At 71.5% G+C, this 17,387-nt stretch carries 13 protein-coding genes; 6 read left to right on the top strand and 7 right to left on the bottom strand.

The genetic code is table 11. The annotated features are described in order from the left end of the window. Positions 1-47 precede the first annotated feature (47 nt). Positions 48-2,750, top strand: a complete 2,703-nt coding sequence (locus ACFQS7_RS10625; protein WP_380067017.1) for a valine--tRNA ligase — start codon at positions 48-50, stop codon at positions 2,748-2,750. A gap of 191 nt (positions 2,751-2,941) precedes the next feature. Here ACFQS7_RS10625 and ACFQS7_RS10630 read toward each other — a convergent pair whose 3' ends face one another. Beyond that, positions 2,942-3,913, bottom strand: a complete 972-nt coding sequence (locus tag ACFQS7_RS10630; protein WP_380067018.1) for a Bug family tripartite tricarboxylate transporter substrate binding protein — start codon at positions 3,911-3,913, stop codon at positions 2,942-2,944. An 89-nt stretch (positions 3,914-4,002) separates the two neighbouring features. Beyond that, positions 4,003-4,374 (bottom strand): hypothetical protein, encoded by a 372-nt coding sequence (locus tag ACFQS7_RS10635; protein ID WP_380067019.1) that lies wholly within the window; start codon positions 4,372-4,374, stop codon positions 4,003-4,005. Positions 4,375-4,757: 383 nt separating this feature from the next. Between ACFQS7_RS10635 and ilvD the strand changes: the two genes are divergently transcribed. Then, positions 4,758-6,476 carry a dihydroxy-acid dehydratase gene (ilvD, locus tag ACFQS7_RS10640; RefSeq protein ID WP_380067020.1) on the top strand — a complete coding sequence of 573 codons (1,719 nt, stop codon included), beginning with the start codon at positions 4,758-4,760 and terminating at the stop codon, positions 6,474-6,476. Positions 6,477-6,571: 95 nt separating this feature from the next. After that, the gene (locus ACFQS7_RS10645; protein WP_380067021.1) at positions 6,572-6,799 is read left to right on the top strand and encodes a hypothetical protein; all 228 of its coding nucleotides are present in this window, start codon (positions 6,572-6,574) and stop codon (positions 6,797-6,799) included. A 30-nt stretch (positions 6,800-6,829) separates the two neighbouring features. Here the strand turns inward: ACFQS7_RS10645 and xth are convergent, their stop codons facing one another. Together xth and ACFQS7_RS10655 are read right to left on the bottom strand one after the other, a co-directional pair. Beyond that, positions 6,830-7,600 (bottom strand): exodeoxyribonuclease III, encoded by a 771-nt coding sequence (xth, locus tag ACFQS7_RS10650; RefSeq protein WP_380067022.1) that lies wholly within the window; start codon positions 7,598-7,600, stop codon positions 6,830-6,832. A gap of 40 nt (positions 7,601-7,640) precedes the next feature. Then, positions 7,641-7,991 carry a HesB/IscA family protein gene (locus ACFQS7_RS10655; protein WP_380067023.1) on the bottom strand — a complete coding sequence of 117 codons (351 nt, stop codon included), beginning with the start codon at positions 7,989-7,991 and terminating at the stop codon, positions 7,641-7,643. 132 nt (positions 7,992-8,123) lie between these two features. Here ACFQS7_RS10655 and ACFQS7_RS10660 point away from each other — a divergent pair, with 132 nt between their 5' ends. Continuing rightward, on the top strand, positions 8,124-9,281 hold the full coding sequence (locus tag ACFQS7_RS10660; RefSeq protein WP_380067024.1) for a deoxyguanosinetriphosphate triphosphohydrolase: 1,158 nt from the start codon (positions 8,124-8,126) through the stop codon (positions 9,279-9,281). Positions 9,282-9,285: 4 nt separating this feature from the next. Here the strand turns inward: ACFQS7_RS10660 and ACFQS7_RS10665 are convergent, their stop codons facing one another. Then, positions 9,286-11,469, bottom strand: coding sequence for an ATP-binding protein (locus ACFQS7_RS10665; RefSeq protein WP_380067025.1), 2,184 nt, complete (start codon positions 11,467-11,469; stop codon positions 9,286-9,288). 91 nt (positions 11,470-11,560) lie between these two features. Between ACFQS7_RS10665 and ACFQS7_RS10670 the strand changes: the two genes are divergently transcribed. Beyond that, on the top strand, positions 11,561-12,166 hold the full coding sequence (locus tag ACFQS7_RS10670) for a YidB family protein (protein ID WP_380067026.1): 606 nt from the start codon (positions 11,561-11,563) through the stop codon (positions 12,164-12,166). A 12-nt stretch (positions 12,167-12,178) separates the two neighbouring features. On the opposite strand, the gene ACFQS7_RS10675 is transcribed toward ACFQS7_RS10670, so the two are convergent. Continuing rightward, complete coding sequence (locus ACFQS7_RS10675; RefSeq protein ID WP_380067027.1) at positions 12,179-12,721, bottom strand: MOSC domain-containing protein; 543 nt, start codon at positions 12,719-12,721, stop codon at positions 12,179-12,181. A gap of 67 nt (positions 12,722-12,788) precedes the next feature. Between ACFQS7_RS10675 and ACFQS7_RS10680 the strand changes: the two genes are divergently transcribed. Continuing rightward, entirely contained in the window at positions 12,789-14,159 is a 1,371-nt protein-coding gene (locus tag ACFQS7_RS10680) for an MmgE/PrpD family protein (protein WP_380067028.1), read from the top strand. A gap of 137 nt (positions 14,160-14,296) precedes the next feature. Here ACFQS7_RS10680 and ACFQS7_RS10685 read toward each other — a convergent pair whose 3' ends face one another. Further along, entirely contained in the window at positions 14,297-17,386 is a 3,090-nt protein-coding gene (locus tag ACFQS7_RS10685) for an efflux RND transporter permease subunit (RefSeq protein WP_380067029.1), read from the bottom strand. Position 17,387 lies beyond the last annotated feature (1 nt).

Genomic DNA, 17,387 nt, shown 5'->3' on the forward strand with positions numbered 1-17,387 from the left:
AGCTTGCCCCCTTGACGGGGGACGGGCCGCGGAACACGGATGCGCCCATGCTCGACAAGACCCTGAACCCCGCTGCCTTCGAGGCCCGCCTCTATGAAGGCTGGGAACGCTCGGGCGCCTTCGCCGCCGACCCCGCGAGCAAGGCTGCCCCCTTCACCATCATGATCCCGCCGCCCAATGTCACGGGCAGCCTGCATATCGGCCACGCGCTGACCATGACCATCCAGGACACCCTGGTGCGCTGGCGGCGGATGCAGGGCCGCGACGCGCTGTGGCAGCCCGGCACCGACCATGCCGGCATCGCCACCCAGATGGTGGTGGAACGCCTGCTGGCGACCGAGGGCAAGCCCGACCGCCGGGCGATGGGCCGGGACGCCTTCACCGACCGGGTCTGGCAGTGGAAGGCCGAGAGCGGCGGCACCATCACGCAGCAGTTGCGGCGGCTCGGCGCCAGCCTCGACTGGCCGCGCGAGCGCTTCACCATGGACGAGGGGCTGTCCGTGGCGGTGCGGGAGGTCTTCGTGACCCTGCACAAGCAGGGGCTGATCTACCGCGACCGCCGGCTGGTGAACTGGGACCCCAAGCTGCTGACCGCGATCTCCGACCTCGAGGTCGAGAGCCGCGAGCAGAAGGGCAGCCTGTGGTACCTGCGCTACCCGGTGGAAGATGCGCCCGGCGCGTTCATCACCGTCGCCACCACCCGGCCGGAGACCATGCTGGGCGACACCGCCGTCGCGGTGCACCCGGAGGATCCGCGCTTCGCCGCGCTGGTCGGCCGGCGGGTCATCGTGCCGCTGGTCGGCCGGGCCATCCCCGTGGTGGCCGACGAATACTCCGACCCTGAGAAGGGCACCGGCGCGGTGAAGATCACCCCGGCGCACGACTTCAACGACTTCGAGGTCGGCCGCCGGCACGGCGTGGCGATGCCGACGGTGCTGGACCCCGAGGCGCGGGTGACGCTGGATGAGATCGAGGGCGACCTACGGACGATCGAGGGCCTGGCCGAGCCGGACTTCGTCCGCAGGCTTGCCGGCCAGGACCGCTTCGCCGCCCGCAAGGCGATCGTGGCGAGGCTGGAGGAACTCGGCCTGCTCGAGAAGGTGGAGCCGCATGCCAACCAGGTGCCGCATGGCGACCGTGGCGGCGTGCCGATCGAGCCGCGGCTGACCTGGCAGTGGTACTGCGACGCCGGGACGCTGGCGAAGCCCTGCATCGAGGCGGTCGAGACGGGGCGGATGCGCTTCGTGCCGAAGCAGTGGGAGAACACCTTCTTCGCCTGGATGCGCGACATCCAGCCCTGGTGCGTCTCGCGCCAGCTCTGGTGGGGGCACCAGATCCCCGCCTGGTACGCGCCGGACGGGACCATCTTCGTCGAGAAGACCGAGGCCGAGGCCCAGGCCGCGGCGCGGGCCAAGTTCGGCGGAGACGTGACGCTGGAACGCGACCCCGACGTGCTCGACACCTGGTTCAGCAGCGCGCTCTGGCCGTTCAGCACGCTGGGCTGGCCGGAGCGGACCGCCGAGGTCGCGCGCTACTACCCGGGCGACGTGCTGGTGACCGGCTTCGACATCATCTTCTTCTGGGTCGCCCGGATGATGATGATGGGCCAGCACTTCATGGACGGCCAGGTGCCGTTCAAGGACATCTACATCCATGGCCTGGTCCGCGACGAGAAGGGCCAGAAGATGTCGAAGTCCAAGGGCAACGTCATGGACCCGCTGGAGCTGATCGACGCCTATGGCGCCGATGCGCTCCGCTTCACCATCTGCGCGCTGACCGGGCCCGGGCGCGACGTGAAGCTCGGCCGCAAGCGGGTCGAGGATCATCGCAGCTTCATCACCAAGATCTGGAACGCCTCGCGCTTCCTGGAGATGAACGGCGTGGCGCCCGACGCGGGCTGGGACCCGGCCTTGGCCAGGGCGCCGCTGGCGCGCTGGATCCTGGATGCGGCCAACCGCGCGGTGGCGGAAGCCACAGCCGCGTTGGAGGCCTACCGCTTCGATGAATATGCCGCCGCCTGCTACCGCTTCGTCTGGAACAGCTACTGCGACTGGTTCATCGAATTCGCCAAGCCGGTGCTGAACGGCCCGGACGGGGCGGAGAAGGACGAGGTCAAGGGCGCGGCGCAGCATGTGCTGGGCACCATCCTGCGGCTGCTGCATCCGGCGATCCCCTTCGTCACCGAGGAGCTCTGGGACCATTTCGGCTACGGCCCGGAATGCAGCCTGATCCGCGTCCCCTGGCCGCAGGCCGTGCCGGTGACGGAGGCCGAGGCGGCGCGGGAGGAACTGGACTGGGTGGTGCGCCTCATCACCGAGGTCCGCGCGGTGCGCTCGGAAGTCAACGTGGCGCCTTCCGTTACCACGCCGCTGCTGGTGCGCGACGCGGCGCCGGAAAGCCTGGCGCGGGCGGGGCGCTGGATCGACGCCATCCGCCGGCTCGGCCGGGTCACCGAGATCCTGCCGCTGGCCGGCGACCCGCCGCGCGGCGTGGCGCAGGTGGTGGTGGGGGAGGCGACGGTGATGCTGCCGCTCGAAGGCGTCATCGACATCCCGGCCGAACGCGCACGGCTGGCCAAGGCGCGCGGCGTGGCGGAGGGCGAGATCCGCAAGGTCGAGGCCAAGCTCGGCAACCCCGACTTCGTCTCCCGCGCCAAGGAGGAGGTGGTCGCCGAGAACCACGAGCGGCTGGCCAGCTTCCAGGCCGAGATCGCCCGGCTGGATGCGGCGCTGGCGCGGATCAGCACCTGAATCGTCGAGGAAGGAAAGACCGGGGAGGAGGTATTCTCCCCGGACCCCTCATCTATTTCTCTGAGTTTGGCGTTTGCCGCGCGGCGAATGCCAAGCTCAACGAAAACAAGGGTGGGGCTTGAGGGGGAAATGCCTTTGCCTCCCCAAACTTGCTTGCTGGCGGAAGGGCCCTGAGCTCTTCCCAAGTGGCGCTACCCCGCCGATGCGCCGCTGAGCTTCACCAGCCGGCGCATCAGCGGCTCCTGTGCCCGGGCGTAGGTCGCGTATTCCTCCGGCCCGGCCGGCCAGGGCGTGGCGCCGTTCTCGGTATAGCCGCGGATCACCTCGGGCCGGGCGAGCGCCTGATGCGCCAGCTCCGCCATGCGGTGCACCTGCGCGGGCGGCAGGCCGGCCGGGGCGATCATGCCGTTCCAGCTCGTCAGGTCGAAGCCGGGCAGGAATTCCGCCAGCGCCGGGAGGTCCGGCAGCACCGGGCTGCGCTCCGGGCTGGTCACCGCCAGCGCCCGCACCTTGCCGTCGCGCACCGCGCCGATCGGGCCGGCGAGGTTGTCGAAGACCGCGTGCACCTGGCCGGCCATCAGGTCCAGCAACGCAGGCGCGCCGCCGCGATACTGCACGAAGGGCATGTCGGTGCCGGTCATCATCTTGAACATCTCGGCCGAGAGGTGCGGCGTCGTCCCGGCGCCGCCGGTCGCATAGTTGTAGCGGCCGGGATTGGCCTTCAGCAGGGCGATGAATTCCGGCACGCTGCGGGCCGGCACGTCGTTGTTGACGATCAGGATGTTGGGCTGGCGGTAGAGCCCGGTGACGAAGCTGTAGTCCCTGGCCGGGTCGTAGGGCAGGCCGGGGAAGAGCGAGGGCGCGATCGCCAGGTTGGCGACGCCGCCGAGCCCGACCGTATAGCCGTCCGGCCGGGATTTCGCGATGGCATCGCTGCCCACCGTGCCGCCGGCGCCGGTGCGGTTCTCCACCACGAATTGCTGGCCGGTGATCTGCGTCATCGCCTGGCAGAACAGCCGCGACAGGATGTCGTTGGCGCCGCCCGGGGCATAGAGATTGATGTAGCGCACCGTCTGGCGCGGCCAGTCGCCGTTCTGGGCGCGGGCCAGGCCCGGGGCGGCGAGGCCGGCGGCCAGCAGCAGGCGGCGGGTCGGGTGGCGCATCCTGGATCTCCCTCGGTCGGGCTCTGCGGCCCTTGCCGGAGCAGTCTGCGGTGCCCGGCGCCCGCGATGCCAGCGGAAAGGGCGCGCCCTCAGCGCCGGCCGCGCGGGGCGGCAGGCAATTCGTAATGGAAGGTGCCGCAGCTGCCGGGGTCATCGGCGCCCTTGGGCGGCGCGGTGCCGCTGAAGGCCGCCAGCGAGCGGCCCTGGCCCGGCGCGGTATTGCCGATCGGCGGCGGCTGCCAGACCGCGATGGCGCGGACCGGCCGGCCATTGCCGCAGAGCCGGCTGCCACGCAGCAGGACCGGGTTGCCGGGCTCGGTCACCCGGTAGAGCGTCGCGGTGACGCGCTGGCCTTCGGCGAGGAACCCAGCGACCTCGCCCGCCGGCTCGAGCGGCAGCGAGGCGCGGTTGGCGAAGGTGATGCGGTCGGGGGCGAGGGTGATCCGCCCGGTGATCGCCATGGCGGTGGTGCTCGTGGGCTCCCAGATTTCGGGCTCGGGCGCCGCGGGCTGCCCGGGTATCGGGCCTGATGCTGTCCCGGGTACCTGGCTCGGCGACTGCGCCTGGGCGATGCCCACCGCGATCCATGCGGCGCAAAGCCCCGCGATCATCCTGGCCGCCATCGTGCGATCCTCCCATCGGTTGGGCCGATCCTAGGGCCGGGGACGCCGCCCGCCGCGGCCGCGCGGCGTCACGAGGACGTGGGTCGGCCGTCGCGCAGCGCCAGGTCCTCCCTTGGCAACCCACCCCCGTGAAACTTAAGGTTTCCAAAGGCCCTTCGGCCTTTGGCGGGGAGTGCAGAGGGGCGGTGCCCCTCCGCTGGCTTCCGGCAGGGAGGAACGTGATGACCAAGTGGGACAAGTCGACGCTGCCGAGCCGCCACACCACCGTGGGGCCGGACCGCGCGCCGCATCGCAGCTACTACTACGCCATGGGGCTGACCGAGGCGGAGATCGACCAGCCCTTCGTCGGCGTCGCCACCTGCTGGAACGAGGCCGCGCCCTGCAACATCGACCTCTCGCGGCAGGCGCAGAGCGTGAAGAAGGGCGTCAAGGAAGCCGAGGGCACGCCGCGCGAATTCACCACCATCACGGTGACCGACGGCATCGCCATGGGCCACCAGGGGATGAAGTCCTCGCTCGCCTCGCGCGACGCCATCGCCGACACGGTCGAGCTCACGGTACGCGGGCATTGCTACGATGCGCTGGTCGGGCTTGCCGGCTGCGACAAGTCGCTGCCGGGCATGATGATGGCGATGCTGCGGCTGAACATCCCGAGCGTCTTCATGTATGGCGGCTCGATCCTGCCGGGCAAGTACAAGGGGCGCGACGTCACCGTCGTCGACGTGTTCGAGGCGGTGGGCCAGCACGCCGCCGGCAACATGACCGACGAGGAGCTGCACGAGCTGGAATGCGTCGCCTGCCCGAGCGCCGGCGCCTGCGGCGGCCAGTTCACCGCCAACACCATGGCGACGGTGTCGGAGGCGATCGGCCTGGCGCTGCCCGGCTCCGCCGGTACCCCGGCGCCCTATGAGGAGCGCGACCGCTGGGCCGTCGAATCGGGCAAGGCGGTGATGAACCTGCTGAAGCTGAACCTCCGCCCGCGCGACATCGTCACGCGGAAGTCGCTGGAGAACGCCGCGGTCGTGGTCGGCGCCACCGGCGGGTCGACCAATGCCGGGCTGCATTTGCCGGCCATGGCGCATGAGGCCGGCATCGAGTTCACCATGGACGACGTCGTCGCCATCATGCGGCGCACGCCCTATATCGCCGACCTCAAGCCGGGCGGGAAATACGTCGCCTACGACGTCTACAAGGTCGGCGGCATCCCGGTGATCATCAAGGCGCTGCTCGATGCCGGGCTGCTGCACGGCGACTGCATGACGGTTACCGGCAAGACGCTCGCGGAGAACCACAAGGACGTGGTCTTCCCGCTCGACCAGGACGTGATCTTCCCGGTCAGCAAGGCGATCTCCGCCACCGGCGGCGTGGTCGGGCTGAAGGGCAACCTGGCCCCCGACGGCGCCATTGTGAAGATCGCCGGCATGAAGACCCTGCGCTTCGAGGGCAGCGCGCTGTGCTTCGACTCGGAGGAGGAGGCCTTCGCCGCGGTGGATGCGCGCGCCTACAAGCCGGGCGACATCATCGTCATCCGCTACGAGGGGCCGAAGGGCGGCCCCGGCATGCGGGAGATGCTGTCGACCACCGCGGCGATCTACGGCCAGGGCATGGGCGAGCAGGTGGCGCTGATCACCGATGGGCGGTTCTCCGGCGCCACGCGCGGCTTCTGCATCGGCCATGTCGGGCCGGAAGCCGCCGTCGGCGGGCCGATCGCGCTGCTGCGGAACGGCGACCGGATCGTCATCGACGCCGCGCAGGGCAGCATCGACATGCTGGTCCCGGAGGCGGAGATCGCCGCCCGCCGCGCCGCCTGGCAGCCGCGCCGCACCGACTACAATGCCGGCGCGTTGTGGAAATACGCGCAGCTTGTCGGGCCGGCGCATCTCGGCGCCGTGACCCACCCGGGTGGCGCGGCCGAGACGCACATGTATGCCGACCAATAAAGCGGGGTGACGCGGATGTAAGCGGGGTTGCCGCGGTTCCGCCCGCGTTTCGCCGCAAGCGCGGTGTTTCATGGTGGAACCAAGGAGCCTCTCCGATGCGTCGCCTGCGTTCCCTGTTGCTCGTGCCGCTGCTTGCCGCGCTCGGCGGCTGCGTGGCCTACCCGGCCGGGTCGGGCTACTACCCGCCGGCCGCCAGCGTCTATGTGGCGCCCAGGCCCTACTACGCCCCGCGGCCATATTACGCGCCGCGGCCCTATGGCTATGGGTATGGCGGCTACCGGCCGTATGGCTATGGCTACGGGCGGGGCTATCGGCGCTGGTAGCGCCTGGGGGATGGTTTCCCCCTGGCCAGGTCAGCTCAGGTCGCACCAGACCGGGGCATGGTCGCTCGGCTGGTCTTCGGCCCGGGCGGCGACGTCGACGCCGCAGCCGACCAGCCGCTCCGCCAGCTCGGGGCTGAGCAGGGCATGGTCGATCCGCAGGCCGCGGTTGGATTCGAAGGCCGGGCCATAGTCCCAGTAGGTGAAGGGTGCCGCCGCCGGATACAGGGCGGCGAGCGCGTCGGTCATCCCGGCATGCAGCAGGGACCGGTAGCGGGCGCGGGTCTCCGGCCGGACCAGGGCGTCGGTCGGCGGCAGCGCGCCCGGGGTCAGGTCCGCATCCGTCGGGCAGACGTTGAAGTCGCCCAGCACCACGACCGGGGCGAAGGCGTCCAGCCGCGCCTGCACCCATTCCCCCAGCCGTTCCATCCAGCGCAGCTTGTAGGCATAGCCGGCCTCGCCGCCGGAATTGCCGTTCGGCAGGTAGATGCCGGCGATCTCCATCCCGGCGGCGCTCACTGATACGAAGCGGGCATGGTCGTCCGCCGCCTCGCCGGGCAAGGCATCGCCGGTCACCTCGAAGGGAATGCGGCCGAGCACGGCGACGCCGTTACGTCCGCCCGGCTGGCCGATCGCTCGCATCTCGTAGCCGGTCCCGGCCAGTTCCAGGCCGGGGAACTCCTCGGTCCTGCACTTCAGTTCCTGCAGGAACACCAGGTCGGGGCTATGCCGGGCCAGGAAGCGCTGCAGATGCGGCACGCGCCGGCGGATCGAGTTCACGTTGAAGGTGGCGAGGCGGGTCATCCGCCCAGCATCGCCCGTCCGGGCCGGCTTGGTAAGGGCGTCAGGCGACCGCGAAGCTGACGCCGCAGCCGCAGCCCGACACCGCCTGCGGATTCTGCACCACGAAATGCGCGCCGATCAGTGCCTCGTTCCAATCCAGTTCGGACCCGGCGAGCAGATCCAGCGAGACCGGGTCGACGAAGACCCGCGTGCCGCCGGCCTCCACCACCAGGTCGTCGGGCTCGGCCTGGTCCACCAGGTCGAAGCCGTACTGGAAGCCGGAACAGCCGCCGGCGCTGACCGAGACCCGCAGCCCGGCCCCGGGCTTGCCCTGCCGCCGGGCGATATCGGCCACCTGCGCGGCGGCGCGAGGGGTGACGCGGAAGCGGGGCAGGTCGGTACCGTCGGGCATCGCTCTCTCCTGGTGGCCACGCCCAGCGGCGGGCCACCGCAAATCTCTGCCTGCCAAGATAGGGTACCGGGCGGGGGAATTCCAACCTGACGCCCGGTTGCGACCCGGTGTGGGGGCTGTTAGGCAGCCCGGATGACAAGCGAGGCGCGTGCCCCCTGGGCCGTCCGGCCCGATTCCACCCGCGGCCGGCTGCATGCCGAGCCCGGCGGCGATGCACGCTCCCCCTTCCAGCGCGACCGCGACCGGATCATCCATACCGGCGCCTTCCGCCGCCTGCAGTACAAGACCCAGGTCTTCGTCTTCCATGAGGGCGACTACTTCCGCACCCGGCTCACCCACAGCATCGAGGTGGCGCAGATCGCCCGTGCCATCACCCGCCGGCTGCGGCTGGACGAGGACCTGGCGGAGGCGCTGGCGCTGGCGCACGACCTCGGCCATCCGCCCTTCGGCCATGCGGGGGAGGAGGCGCTGGACAGCCAGATGCGGCCCTATGGCGGCTTCGACCACAACGCCCAGTCGCTGAAGGTCGTGACCAGCCTGGAGACCCGCTACGCCACCTTCGACGGGCTGAACCTGACCTGGGAGACGCTGGAGGGCCTGGCCAAGCACAACGGCCCGGTCCGCCGCCCGTCCAGCTACCTGGTCGAGTACAATGCCCGGCACGGACTCGACCTCGCCAGCCATGCCTCGGCCGAGGCGCAGGTGGCGGCGCTGGCCGACGACATCGCCTACAACAACCACGACCTCGACGACGGCATCCGCGCCCGGCTGTTCACGCTGGAGGAGGCGGCGGCGCTGCCGCTGATCGGCGATGCCTACCAGGAGGTGCGGGCGACCTACCCGAACATCGCCCGCGACCGGATGATCACCGAGACGGTGCGCCGGGTGATCAACGCCATGGTGCAGGACGTGGTGACCGAGGCCGGGCGGCGGATCGCCGCCCTCGATCCGCGCAGCGCCGACGACATCCGCGCGGCGGCGGAGCCGGTGGTCGCCTTCTCGGCACCGATGCAGGAGGCCAACCTGCTGATCCGCGACTTCCTGTTCCACCGGATGTACCGCCACTGGCGGGTCAACCGGGCGATGCAGAAGTCGAAGCGGGCCAGCCAGATGATCTTCCAGCTGCTGCACGGCGGGCCGCAGATGCTGCCGCAGGAATGGCGCGACCGCGCCGGGGAGCCGGGCTCGGCCCAGGCGGCACGCGTGGTCTGCGACTACATCGCCGGCATGACCGACCGCTACGCGCTGGAGGAACACCGGCGGCTGACCGACCCCAACATCCCGGGCTGACGGGTCAGGCCACCGCCTCCAGCCCCGTCGCGTCCCGCACCGCCGCGTCCAGCTCCTCCATACGGAAGGGCTTGCGCAGCAGCATCCGCACCCCCGGCGGCTTGCCGCCCGGCAGGCCCGCGGCATAGCCGGTGATCATGATCACCGGCAGGCCCGGCCGCCGCCGCCGCGCCGCCAGCGTCAGCTCGGCGCCGTTCATCTGCGGCATGGCGTAGTCGGTCACCATCAGCCGCAGATCCGGGCGCTGGCCGAGCACGATCAACGCCTCCTCGCCGTCGCGCGCCTCGGCCACCTCGTGCCCCATCTCGCGCAGCGCCGCCGCGGTCGCCAGCCGGGCGAGGGCATCGTCGTCGACCAGCAGCAGGCTGCAGCCCGGCCCGGCGACCATCGCACGCGGCAATGCGACCGGCGGCGCCTCGGCTTCCGCGGCCCGGGTCGCCCGCGGCAGCCAGAGGCTCACCGTGGTGCCGGCCCCCGGCCGGCTCTCGATTTGCATCTCGCCGCCCGACTGGGTGACGAAGCCATGCACCATGGACAGGCCGAGCCCGGTGCCCTTGCCGACCGCCTTGGTGGTGAAGAAGGGCTCCAGCACCCGGTCGAGCACCTCGGGCGGCATGCCGGTGCCGGTATCGCCGACCGACAGCACCACGTACTCGCCCGCCGCCGCGGCGCCGAGCGGCGCATCCAGCCGCGCGTTGCGGGCGCCGATGGTGAGCGTGCCGCCCTGCGGCATGGCGTCGCGCGCGTTGATCGTCAGGTTCAGCATCGCCAGCTCGGCCTGGGTCGGGTCGATCATGGCGGCGCCGACATCGGGTGCGATCTCGGTCTGGATCGCCACCGGCGCGCCGACCGCCTTCTGCAGCAGCTCCCCCACCCCGGCGACCAGGGCGCGCGGATCGACCGGGCGCGGCTGCAGCGCCTCCCGCCGCGAGAAGACCATCAACTGCCGCACCAGCTTGGCGCCGCGCTCGACCGCCTGCAGGCTGGCATCCAGCACCTTGCGGGAGCTCTCCGGAACCCGCGGTGCCAGCAGGAACAGCCCGCTGCGGATCGCCTGCAGCAGGTTGTTGAAGTCATGCGCAACGCCGGCGGTGAGCTGACCCACCGCCTCCAGGGTCTGCGCCCGGCGCAGCGCCGCCTCCGCGAGCTCGCGGCGCGCGCTTTCGGCCGCCAGCCGCTCCGCCATCTCCCGCCAACGGCCGGAATCCAGGCGCTGCTCGCGGTACTGCCGCACGGTCATCAGCGCCATGCCCAGCAAGGCGGCGGCGGCAAGTACCGTGTAAAGGCCAAGCAGCGTCATCCGGTCCTGCCACTCGTGCAGCACCGCCGCTTTCTCGACCGAGAAGACCAGGTGCAGCGGGTAGTCGCGCACCTGGGTGAAGGCGCTCACCCGCTCGACGCCGTCGATGCCGGAGGCGCCGGCGAAATGCCCGGTGCGCTCCGCCAGGGCGTTGCGCAGGAACAGCCCCTCGGTGGAGACCCATTCCGGCAGCGTGGCCCCGGGCCAGCGGATGACCAGCCGGCCGTCGCTGCGGGCCAGGGTCACCACGTAGCGCGTGTTCGGTGCATAGCGGCCCCAGAAGGCGCTGAACTGGCTGACCGGCAAGCCGATGCGAAGGATGCCGTCGAAGCTGCCATCGGCGGCCACCCGCCGGCGGCTGAGGGTGATCTGCCGCGGCGTCAGGCTGGTCTCCGGCAGCACGGCAACATGGGTCCAGCCCCGCCGGCCGCGGAGCGCCTCGAAATCCTCCTGCCCGGCCAGGCTGTCGTCCCGCGCGGCGGGGAAGCGGGTGGTGGTCATCCGCACCCGGCCGCTGGCATCCGCCAGGGTAATGTCGGTCGGCTGGCCGAGATCGGCGGCGACCCGCAGCAGATAGGTCCAGAGCCGGCTATCGCCGGCGATCGCCTCCCAGGGGCGCCCCTCGGTCTGCCGCATGACCTCGGACAGGACGAGATCGTTGGTCTCCAGCACTCGGGCGGCGTGCTCGTGCAGCGCGGCGATGGTGCGGTCGGCGGTCTGTTCGGCATCCTGCAGCGCCTGGCGATGCTCGCTGAAGGCGGTCCAGGCAAACAGCGCGAGGGGCAGCAGCACGGACAGGCACAGCAGGAGAACCTGCACTGGCGCGTGCCGGCGCTGGCCGCGGGGCGGGGCGGTGGACGGGCCATCCGGAACCTGCGTGCGGAACATGGCATACCTTTTATCAGTCACGCGCCCGTGTGCCAATTGAATCGCCCCGCGCCGCGTTGAAGGCCCGAACCAGGTATGGGGAGGACCCAGGATGAGCGACCTTTTCTCCGGCCGATCGGGCGGCGGGCTTGGCGGTAGCCTGCCGAACGGCGTCAAGCTGGCAGCCGTGGCGCTGTTGATTCACCAGTTGATGAAACATCGGCAGGGCGATGCAGCGCCGCAGGCGGAGGGTGGCGGCGGGCTGGGCGGGCTGCTGGGCGGGTTGTTCGGCGGCGGACCATCCACCCCGGCCGCCACTCCGAAGGCCGGGCAGGCGCAGGGCCAGGAAGGTGGGCTCGGCGGGCTGCTCAGCGGCAGCGTCCTCGGCGGCCTCGGCGGGCTGCTGGCGGGGCTGCGCGGCAGCGGCCTCGGCCAGCAGGTCGATAGCTGGGTGCAGCCCGGCGCCAACCAGCCGGTCTCGCCGCAGGAGCTGGAACGCGGCTTCGATCCGCAGGAGCTCGACGAGGCGGCGCAGCGCGCCGGCACCGATCGCGGCACGCTGCTGCAGGAGCTCAGCGCGATGCTGCCGCAGGCGGTGGACCGCATGACGCCGCAGGGACGGGTGCCGCAGCAGGAGGCGGATCTGGGCGGCGGCGGTCTCGGTGGGCTGATCGGCAGCCTGCTCGGCCAGGGGCCGGAGCCGCCCCGCCACCGCTGACCCGCGTCGGGCTCAGACCGGCAGGAGCGGCCGGTGCGGGCCGGGCGGCAGGGTCACCGCGATGCGGTCGCCCGGCCGCACCACGCCGCCGGCCAGCACCACCGCCATGATGCCGGCCTTGCGGACCAGTCCGCCATCCGGGGCCCGGCCCAGCATCGCCGCGGTAAGGCCTGGCTGGAAGCGGTCGAGTTGCGCGCAGGGATTGCGCAGGCCGGTCGCCTCGATCTCGGCCGCGCCCCCGATTCGCAGCCGCGTGCCGGTCGGCAGGCCGAGCAGATCGAGGCCGCGGGTCAGCAGGTTCTCCCCCACGTCGCCGGGCCGCAGCACGAAGCCGCGGCCGGCGAGTTCCTCCAGCAGCTCGGCATGCAGCAGGTGGACCTGCCGGAGGTTGGGCTGAGTCGGGTCGCGGGCGACGCGGGAACGGTGCTGCACCCGCTCACCAGCATGGGTGTCGCCGGCGACGCCGAGCCCCGCCAGCAGGGTGATCTCCGCCATGGCAGGCTTGCTGAAGCCATGCACCGCGCTCCGCGCCACCGCGACCACCGCCGGATCCATCCCGTATCCCCCAATACCATCCTGGCCGGGATAGCAGCTTCCGCGCCGTCCCGGCATCATGCGCGGCATGAGCCAGCCCGACGCCGCCCACCGCCTTGCCGCCCATGCCGCCGGGCTGCGCTTCGCCGACATCCCGCCGGAGGCGGTGGCAAAGGCCAAGACCTTCATCCTGGACACGCTGGGCGTCGGCATCGCCGGCGGCAGCGTGCCGGAGGTGGCCCCGCTGCTGGCCACCGCACGCAGCTGGGGGCAGGGGACCGGCGCTGCCGTCTGGGGCACGCGCGAACGCCTGGCGCCGGGCGCGGCGGCGCTGGTCAATGCCTTCCAGATCCATTGCCAGGAATACGACAACCTGCATGAGGGCGCCGTGCTGCACAGCATGGCGACCCTGCTGCCGGTGCTGCTGGCGGAGGCCGAGACCCGCGGCGGCCTCTCGGGCCGGGATCTGATCACCGGCGTGGTCGCCGGCGTCGACGTGGCCTGCAGCCTCGGCCTCGCGGCGCGGCAGGGCTGGCGCTTCTTCCGCCCGGCGACCTCGGGCGGCTTCGGCGCGGTGGCCGGGCTGGCACGGCTGCGGGGCTTCGATGCGGCGCGGACCCTGGCGGCCTTCGGGATGCAACTCGGCCAGGCCAGCGGCACGATGCAGGCACATACCGAAGGCAGCCCGCTGCTGCCGCTGCAGATCGGCTTCAACGCCCGCGCCGCGATCCAGAGCTGCGACCTGGCGGCGGCCGGCTTCCCCGGCCTCGATGCACCCTTCGAGGGACGCTTCGGCTACCTGCCGCTGTTCGAGGGCGCCTGGGATTGCGCAGAGGTATTGGCCGAGCTCGGGCAGGTCTGGCGCGTGACGGAGCTGAGCCACAAGCCCTTCCCGAGCGGCCGTGCCACGCATGGCGGCGTCGACGCGGTGATGGCGCTGCGCGCGGCGCACGGCTTCGGGCCGGACGATGTCGAAGCCATCAGCATCGCCGCGCCGCCGCTGATCAACCAGCTGGTCAACCGCCCGGCGCTGCCGGCGCCGAGCGCTGCCTATGCGCGCCTTTGCCTGCCCTTCGTCCTGGCCAAGCTGCTGCAGCACGGCCGGATCGAGCTGTCGCAATTCCGCGGCGCGGCGCTGACCGACCCGTCGACCTACGCGCTGGCACGGCGGGTGATGGTGACGCGGGTGGAGGACGCCAATCCCAACGCCCTGCTGCCGCAGCACGTGGAAGTGCGGCTGCGCGACGGGCGGGTGCTGGCGCACCGGGTGGAGGCGATGCTGGCCAGCCCGGCGCGGCCGCTGTCGCGTGAGGCGCATCTGGCGAAATTCCGCGGCTGCTGGGCCTATGCCGCCGAGGCGCTAGACCCGGCCGGCGCGGAGACGATGATCGGGCTGGTCGAGGCGCTGGAGACGCTGGCGGATGTGCGGGCGCTGCTGGCGGCGATGACGCCGGGGTAAGGCAGCAAGGCCCGGGAGGCGGTATCCTCCCTGGACCCACCTTTATTCTCGGGTGTCGGCATCTGCCGCGCGGCGAGTGTCAAGCCCACGAAAAGGAAGGGTGGGGCTTGGGGAGGGATACCTTTCCCGCCCCGATCCTACTCCGCCGCCGCCAGCACCGGTGCCCGCTGCTTCCGGCCGAACCCGTCCAGCGCCAGGTAGACCACCGGCGTGGTGTAGAGCGTCAGCAGCTGCGACAGCAGCAGCCCGCCGATGATGGCGACACCCAGCGGCTGGCGCAGTTCCGACCCCGCGCCGCTGGCCAGCGCCAGCGGGATGGCGCCGAAGACCGCGGCCAGGGTCGTCATCAGGATCGGCCGGAAGCGCTCGCGGCAGGCTTCGAGGATCGCCACCTCGCCGCCGACGCCCTGCTCGCGCTCGTGCTCCAACGCGAAGTCCACCATCATGATGGCGTTCTTCTTGACGATGCCCATCAGCAGGATGACGCCGATCAGCGCGATGACGGTGAAGGGCGTGCCGGTCACCAGCAGCGCCAGCAGCGCGCCGATGCCGGCGGTGGGCAGCGTGGAGAGGATGGTGATCGGGTGCAGCAGGTGCTCATAGAGCACGCCCAGCACGATGTAGATGGTCAGCAGCGCCGCCAGGATGAGCAGCGGCATGTCGCGGGCGAAGGACTGGAAGGCGCGGGCATTGCCGGCGAATTCGGTCCGCATGCCGTCGGGCAGGCCGATCTCCTCGGCGGCCTGCTGCACCAGCGCCGTGGCGTTGCCGAGCGCCACGCCCGGCGCCAGGTTGAAGGTGATGGTGGCGGCCGGGTACTGGCCCTGGTGGGTGACCGAGAGCGGCGCCGTGGTCCGTTCCAGCGTGACCAGGGAGGCCAGCGGCACCTGCACCCCGCCGCTGCCCGGCAGCCAGATCTCGTCCACCTGCTCCGGGTATTGCTGCAGACCGGGCTCGAGTTCGAGGATCACCCGGTACTGGTTGCGGGCGCGGTAGATCACCGAGACCTGGCGCTGGGCGAAGCTGCTGTTCAGCGCGCTGGTCACCGCCTGGACGCTGACGCCGAGCCGCGACGCCTTCTCCCGGTCGATGGTCAGCCGCGCCACCAGCCCGGCGCGCTGCTGGTCGGAGGAGACGTCCTGGATCCCGGGCACCGTGCGCAGCCGGGTGACCAGCCTCTCCGACCAGACCTCCAGCCCCTCCAGGTCCGGCGAGAGCAGCACGAACTGCACCGCGGCATTGCCGGCGCGGCCGCCGATGCCGATGTCCTGCACCGCGCGGAAGAAGGTCTGGATGCCGGGGATGGCGCCGAGCGGCCGGCGCAGCCGGTTGATGACATCGTTGGCCGTCACGCCGGGCCGCTCCGACAGCGGCTTCAGGCTCAGGAAGATCCGGCCCTGGCTGACCGAGGCGTTGCCGTTGCCGCCGCCGACCGAGGCGGCGATGCTGGCCACCGCCGGGTCCTGCTGCAGCACCGCGACGACCTTGTCCTGCAACTGCAGCATGGCCTGGTAGGAGGTATCCGGCGGCGCCCGGGTGGTGCCGATGACCAGCCCGGTATCCTGGTCCGGGAAGAAGCCCTTGGGCACGATCATGTAGAGCCAGACCGTCACGCCGATCAGCCCGAGGGTGAAGACCAGCATGAGCCGCCGCCAGCGCAGCACGTGCCGCAGGGTCCAGAGATAGCCGCGGGTCAGCCCGTCCATCCCGGCATCGATCGCCCGGCCGAACCGCCCCGGCCGGTGCGGCGCGTTGCGGGCCAGGTGCCCGGCCATCATCGGCGTGAGGGTGAGCGACACGACGCCCGAGATCGCCACGGCGACCGCCAGCACCACCGAGAATTCGCGGAACAGCCGGCCGACGATGCCGCCCATGAAGAGCAGCGGGATGAAGACCGCGATGAGCGAGACGGTGATGGAGACCACGGTGAAGCCGATCTGCCGGGCCCCGACCAGCGCCGCCTGCAGCGGCTTCATCCCGCGCTCGGTCAGCCGCGCCATGTTCTCGATCATGACGATGGCGTCGTCGACGACGAAGCCGACCGAGATGGTCAGCGCCATGAGCGAGAGGTTGTCGAGCGAGTAGCCCAGCACCCACATGACCCCGAGCGTGCCGAGCAGCGAGAGCGGCACCGCGGCGCCGGCGGCGGCCACCGCCGAGGTCCGCCGCAGGAACATGGCCACCACCAGGATCACCAGGGCGATCGAGATCAGCAGGGTCTGCTGCACGTCGTGCACGCTGGCGCGGATCGTCTCCGACCGGTCGCGGATGGTGCTGATGGTGATGCCGCCGGGCAGCCAGCGTTCCAGCTGCGGCAGCAGCGCCTGCACCCCGTCCACCACCTGGATGACGTTGGCGTCCGACTGCTTGAAGATGATCATCACCACGGCCGGCTTGCCGTCCACGGTGCCACCCTGCCGGCGGTCCCGCACGTCGAGCGCGACGCGGCCGACCGAGGCCAGCCGGACGATGGCGCCGTTCTGCTGCTTGACGATGATCCCGGCATAGTCCAGCGGCGTGCTCAGCCGGTCGTTCACCGTGATGGCCGAGGACTGCTCTCGGCCGTCGATCAGCCCGGTCGCCTGGGTGACGTTGTTCTGGGCGATCGCCTGGCGGATCGCCTCCAGCCCGACGCCGGCCGCCTTGGCCGCGGCGGGGTCGATGGTGACGCGGATCGCCGGCTGCTCGGCCCCGGCGATGATCACCTGGGAAACGCCCGGAACCTGGGCGATGCGCGGCGAGACGACGCTGTCGGCGGCATCGTAGACCGCGCCCGGCGTCGCGGTGCCGGAGGCCATCGACATGATCAGCACCGGCGCGTCGCCGGGATTGGCCTTGCGGAAGAACGGTGGATTGGGCAGCCCGGCCGGCAGGTCCGACCCGGCCGCGTTGATCGCCGCCTGCACGTCGCGCGCCGCGCCGGCGACGCTGCGCGACAGGTCGAACTGGACGACGATCGAGGTGGTGCCGAGCGAGGAGGTCGAGGTCATCTCCGACACGCCGGCGATGGCGCCGAGCCGGCGCTCCAACGGCGCCGCGACGGAAGACGCCATCGTCGCCGGATCGGCGCCCGGCTGGCTGGCGCCGACGACGATGGTCGGCAGGTCGACGCTCGGCAGCGGCGCCACCGGCAGGGCGAGATAGGCGACGATACCGGCCAGCGCGATGCCGATCGCCAGCAGGGCGGTGCCGATGGGGCGGCGGATGAAGGGTTCGCTGATCGACATG

The sequence above is a fragment of the Dankookia sp. GCM10030260 genome (genome assembly GCF_042666655.1).
In the GTDB taxonomy this organism is placed as follows: domain Bacteria; phylum Pseudomonadota; class Alphaproteobacteria; order Acetobacterales; family Acetobacteraceae; genus Paracraurococcus.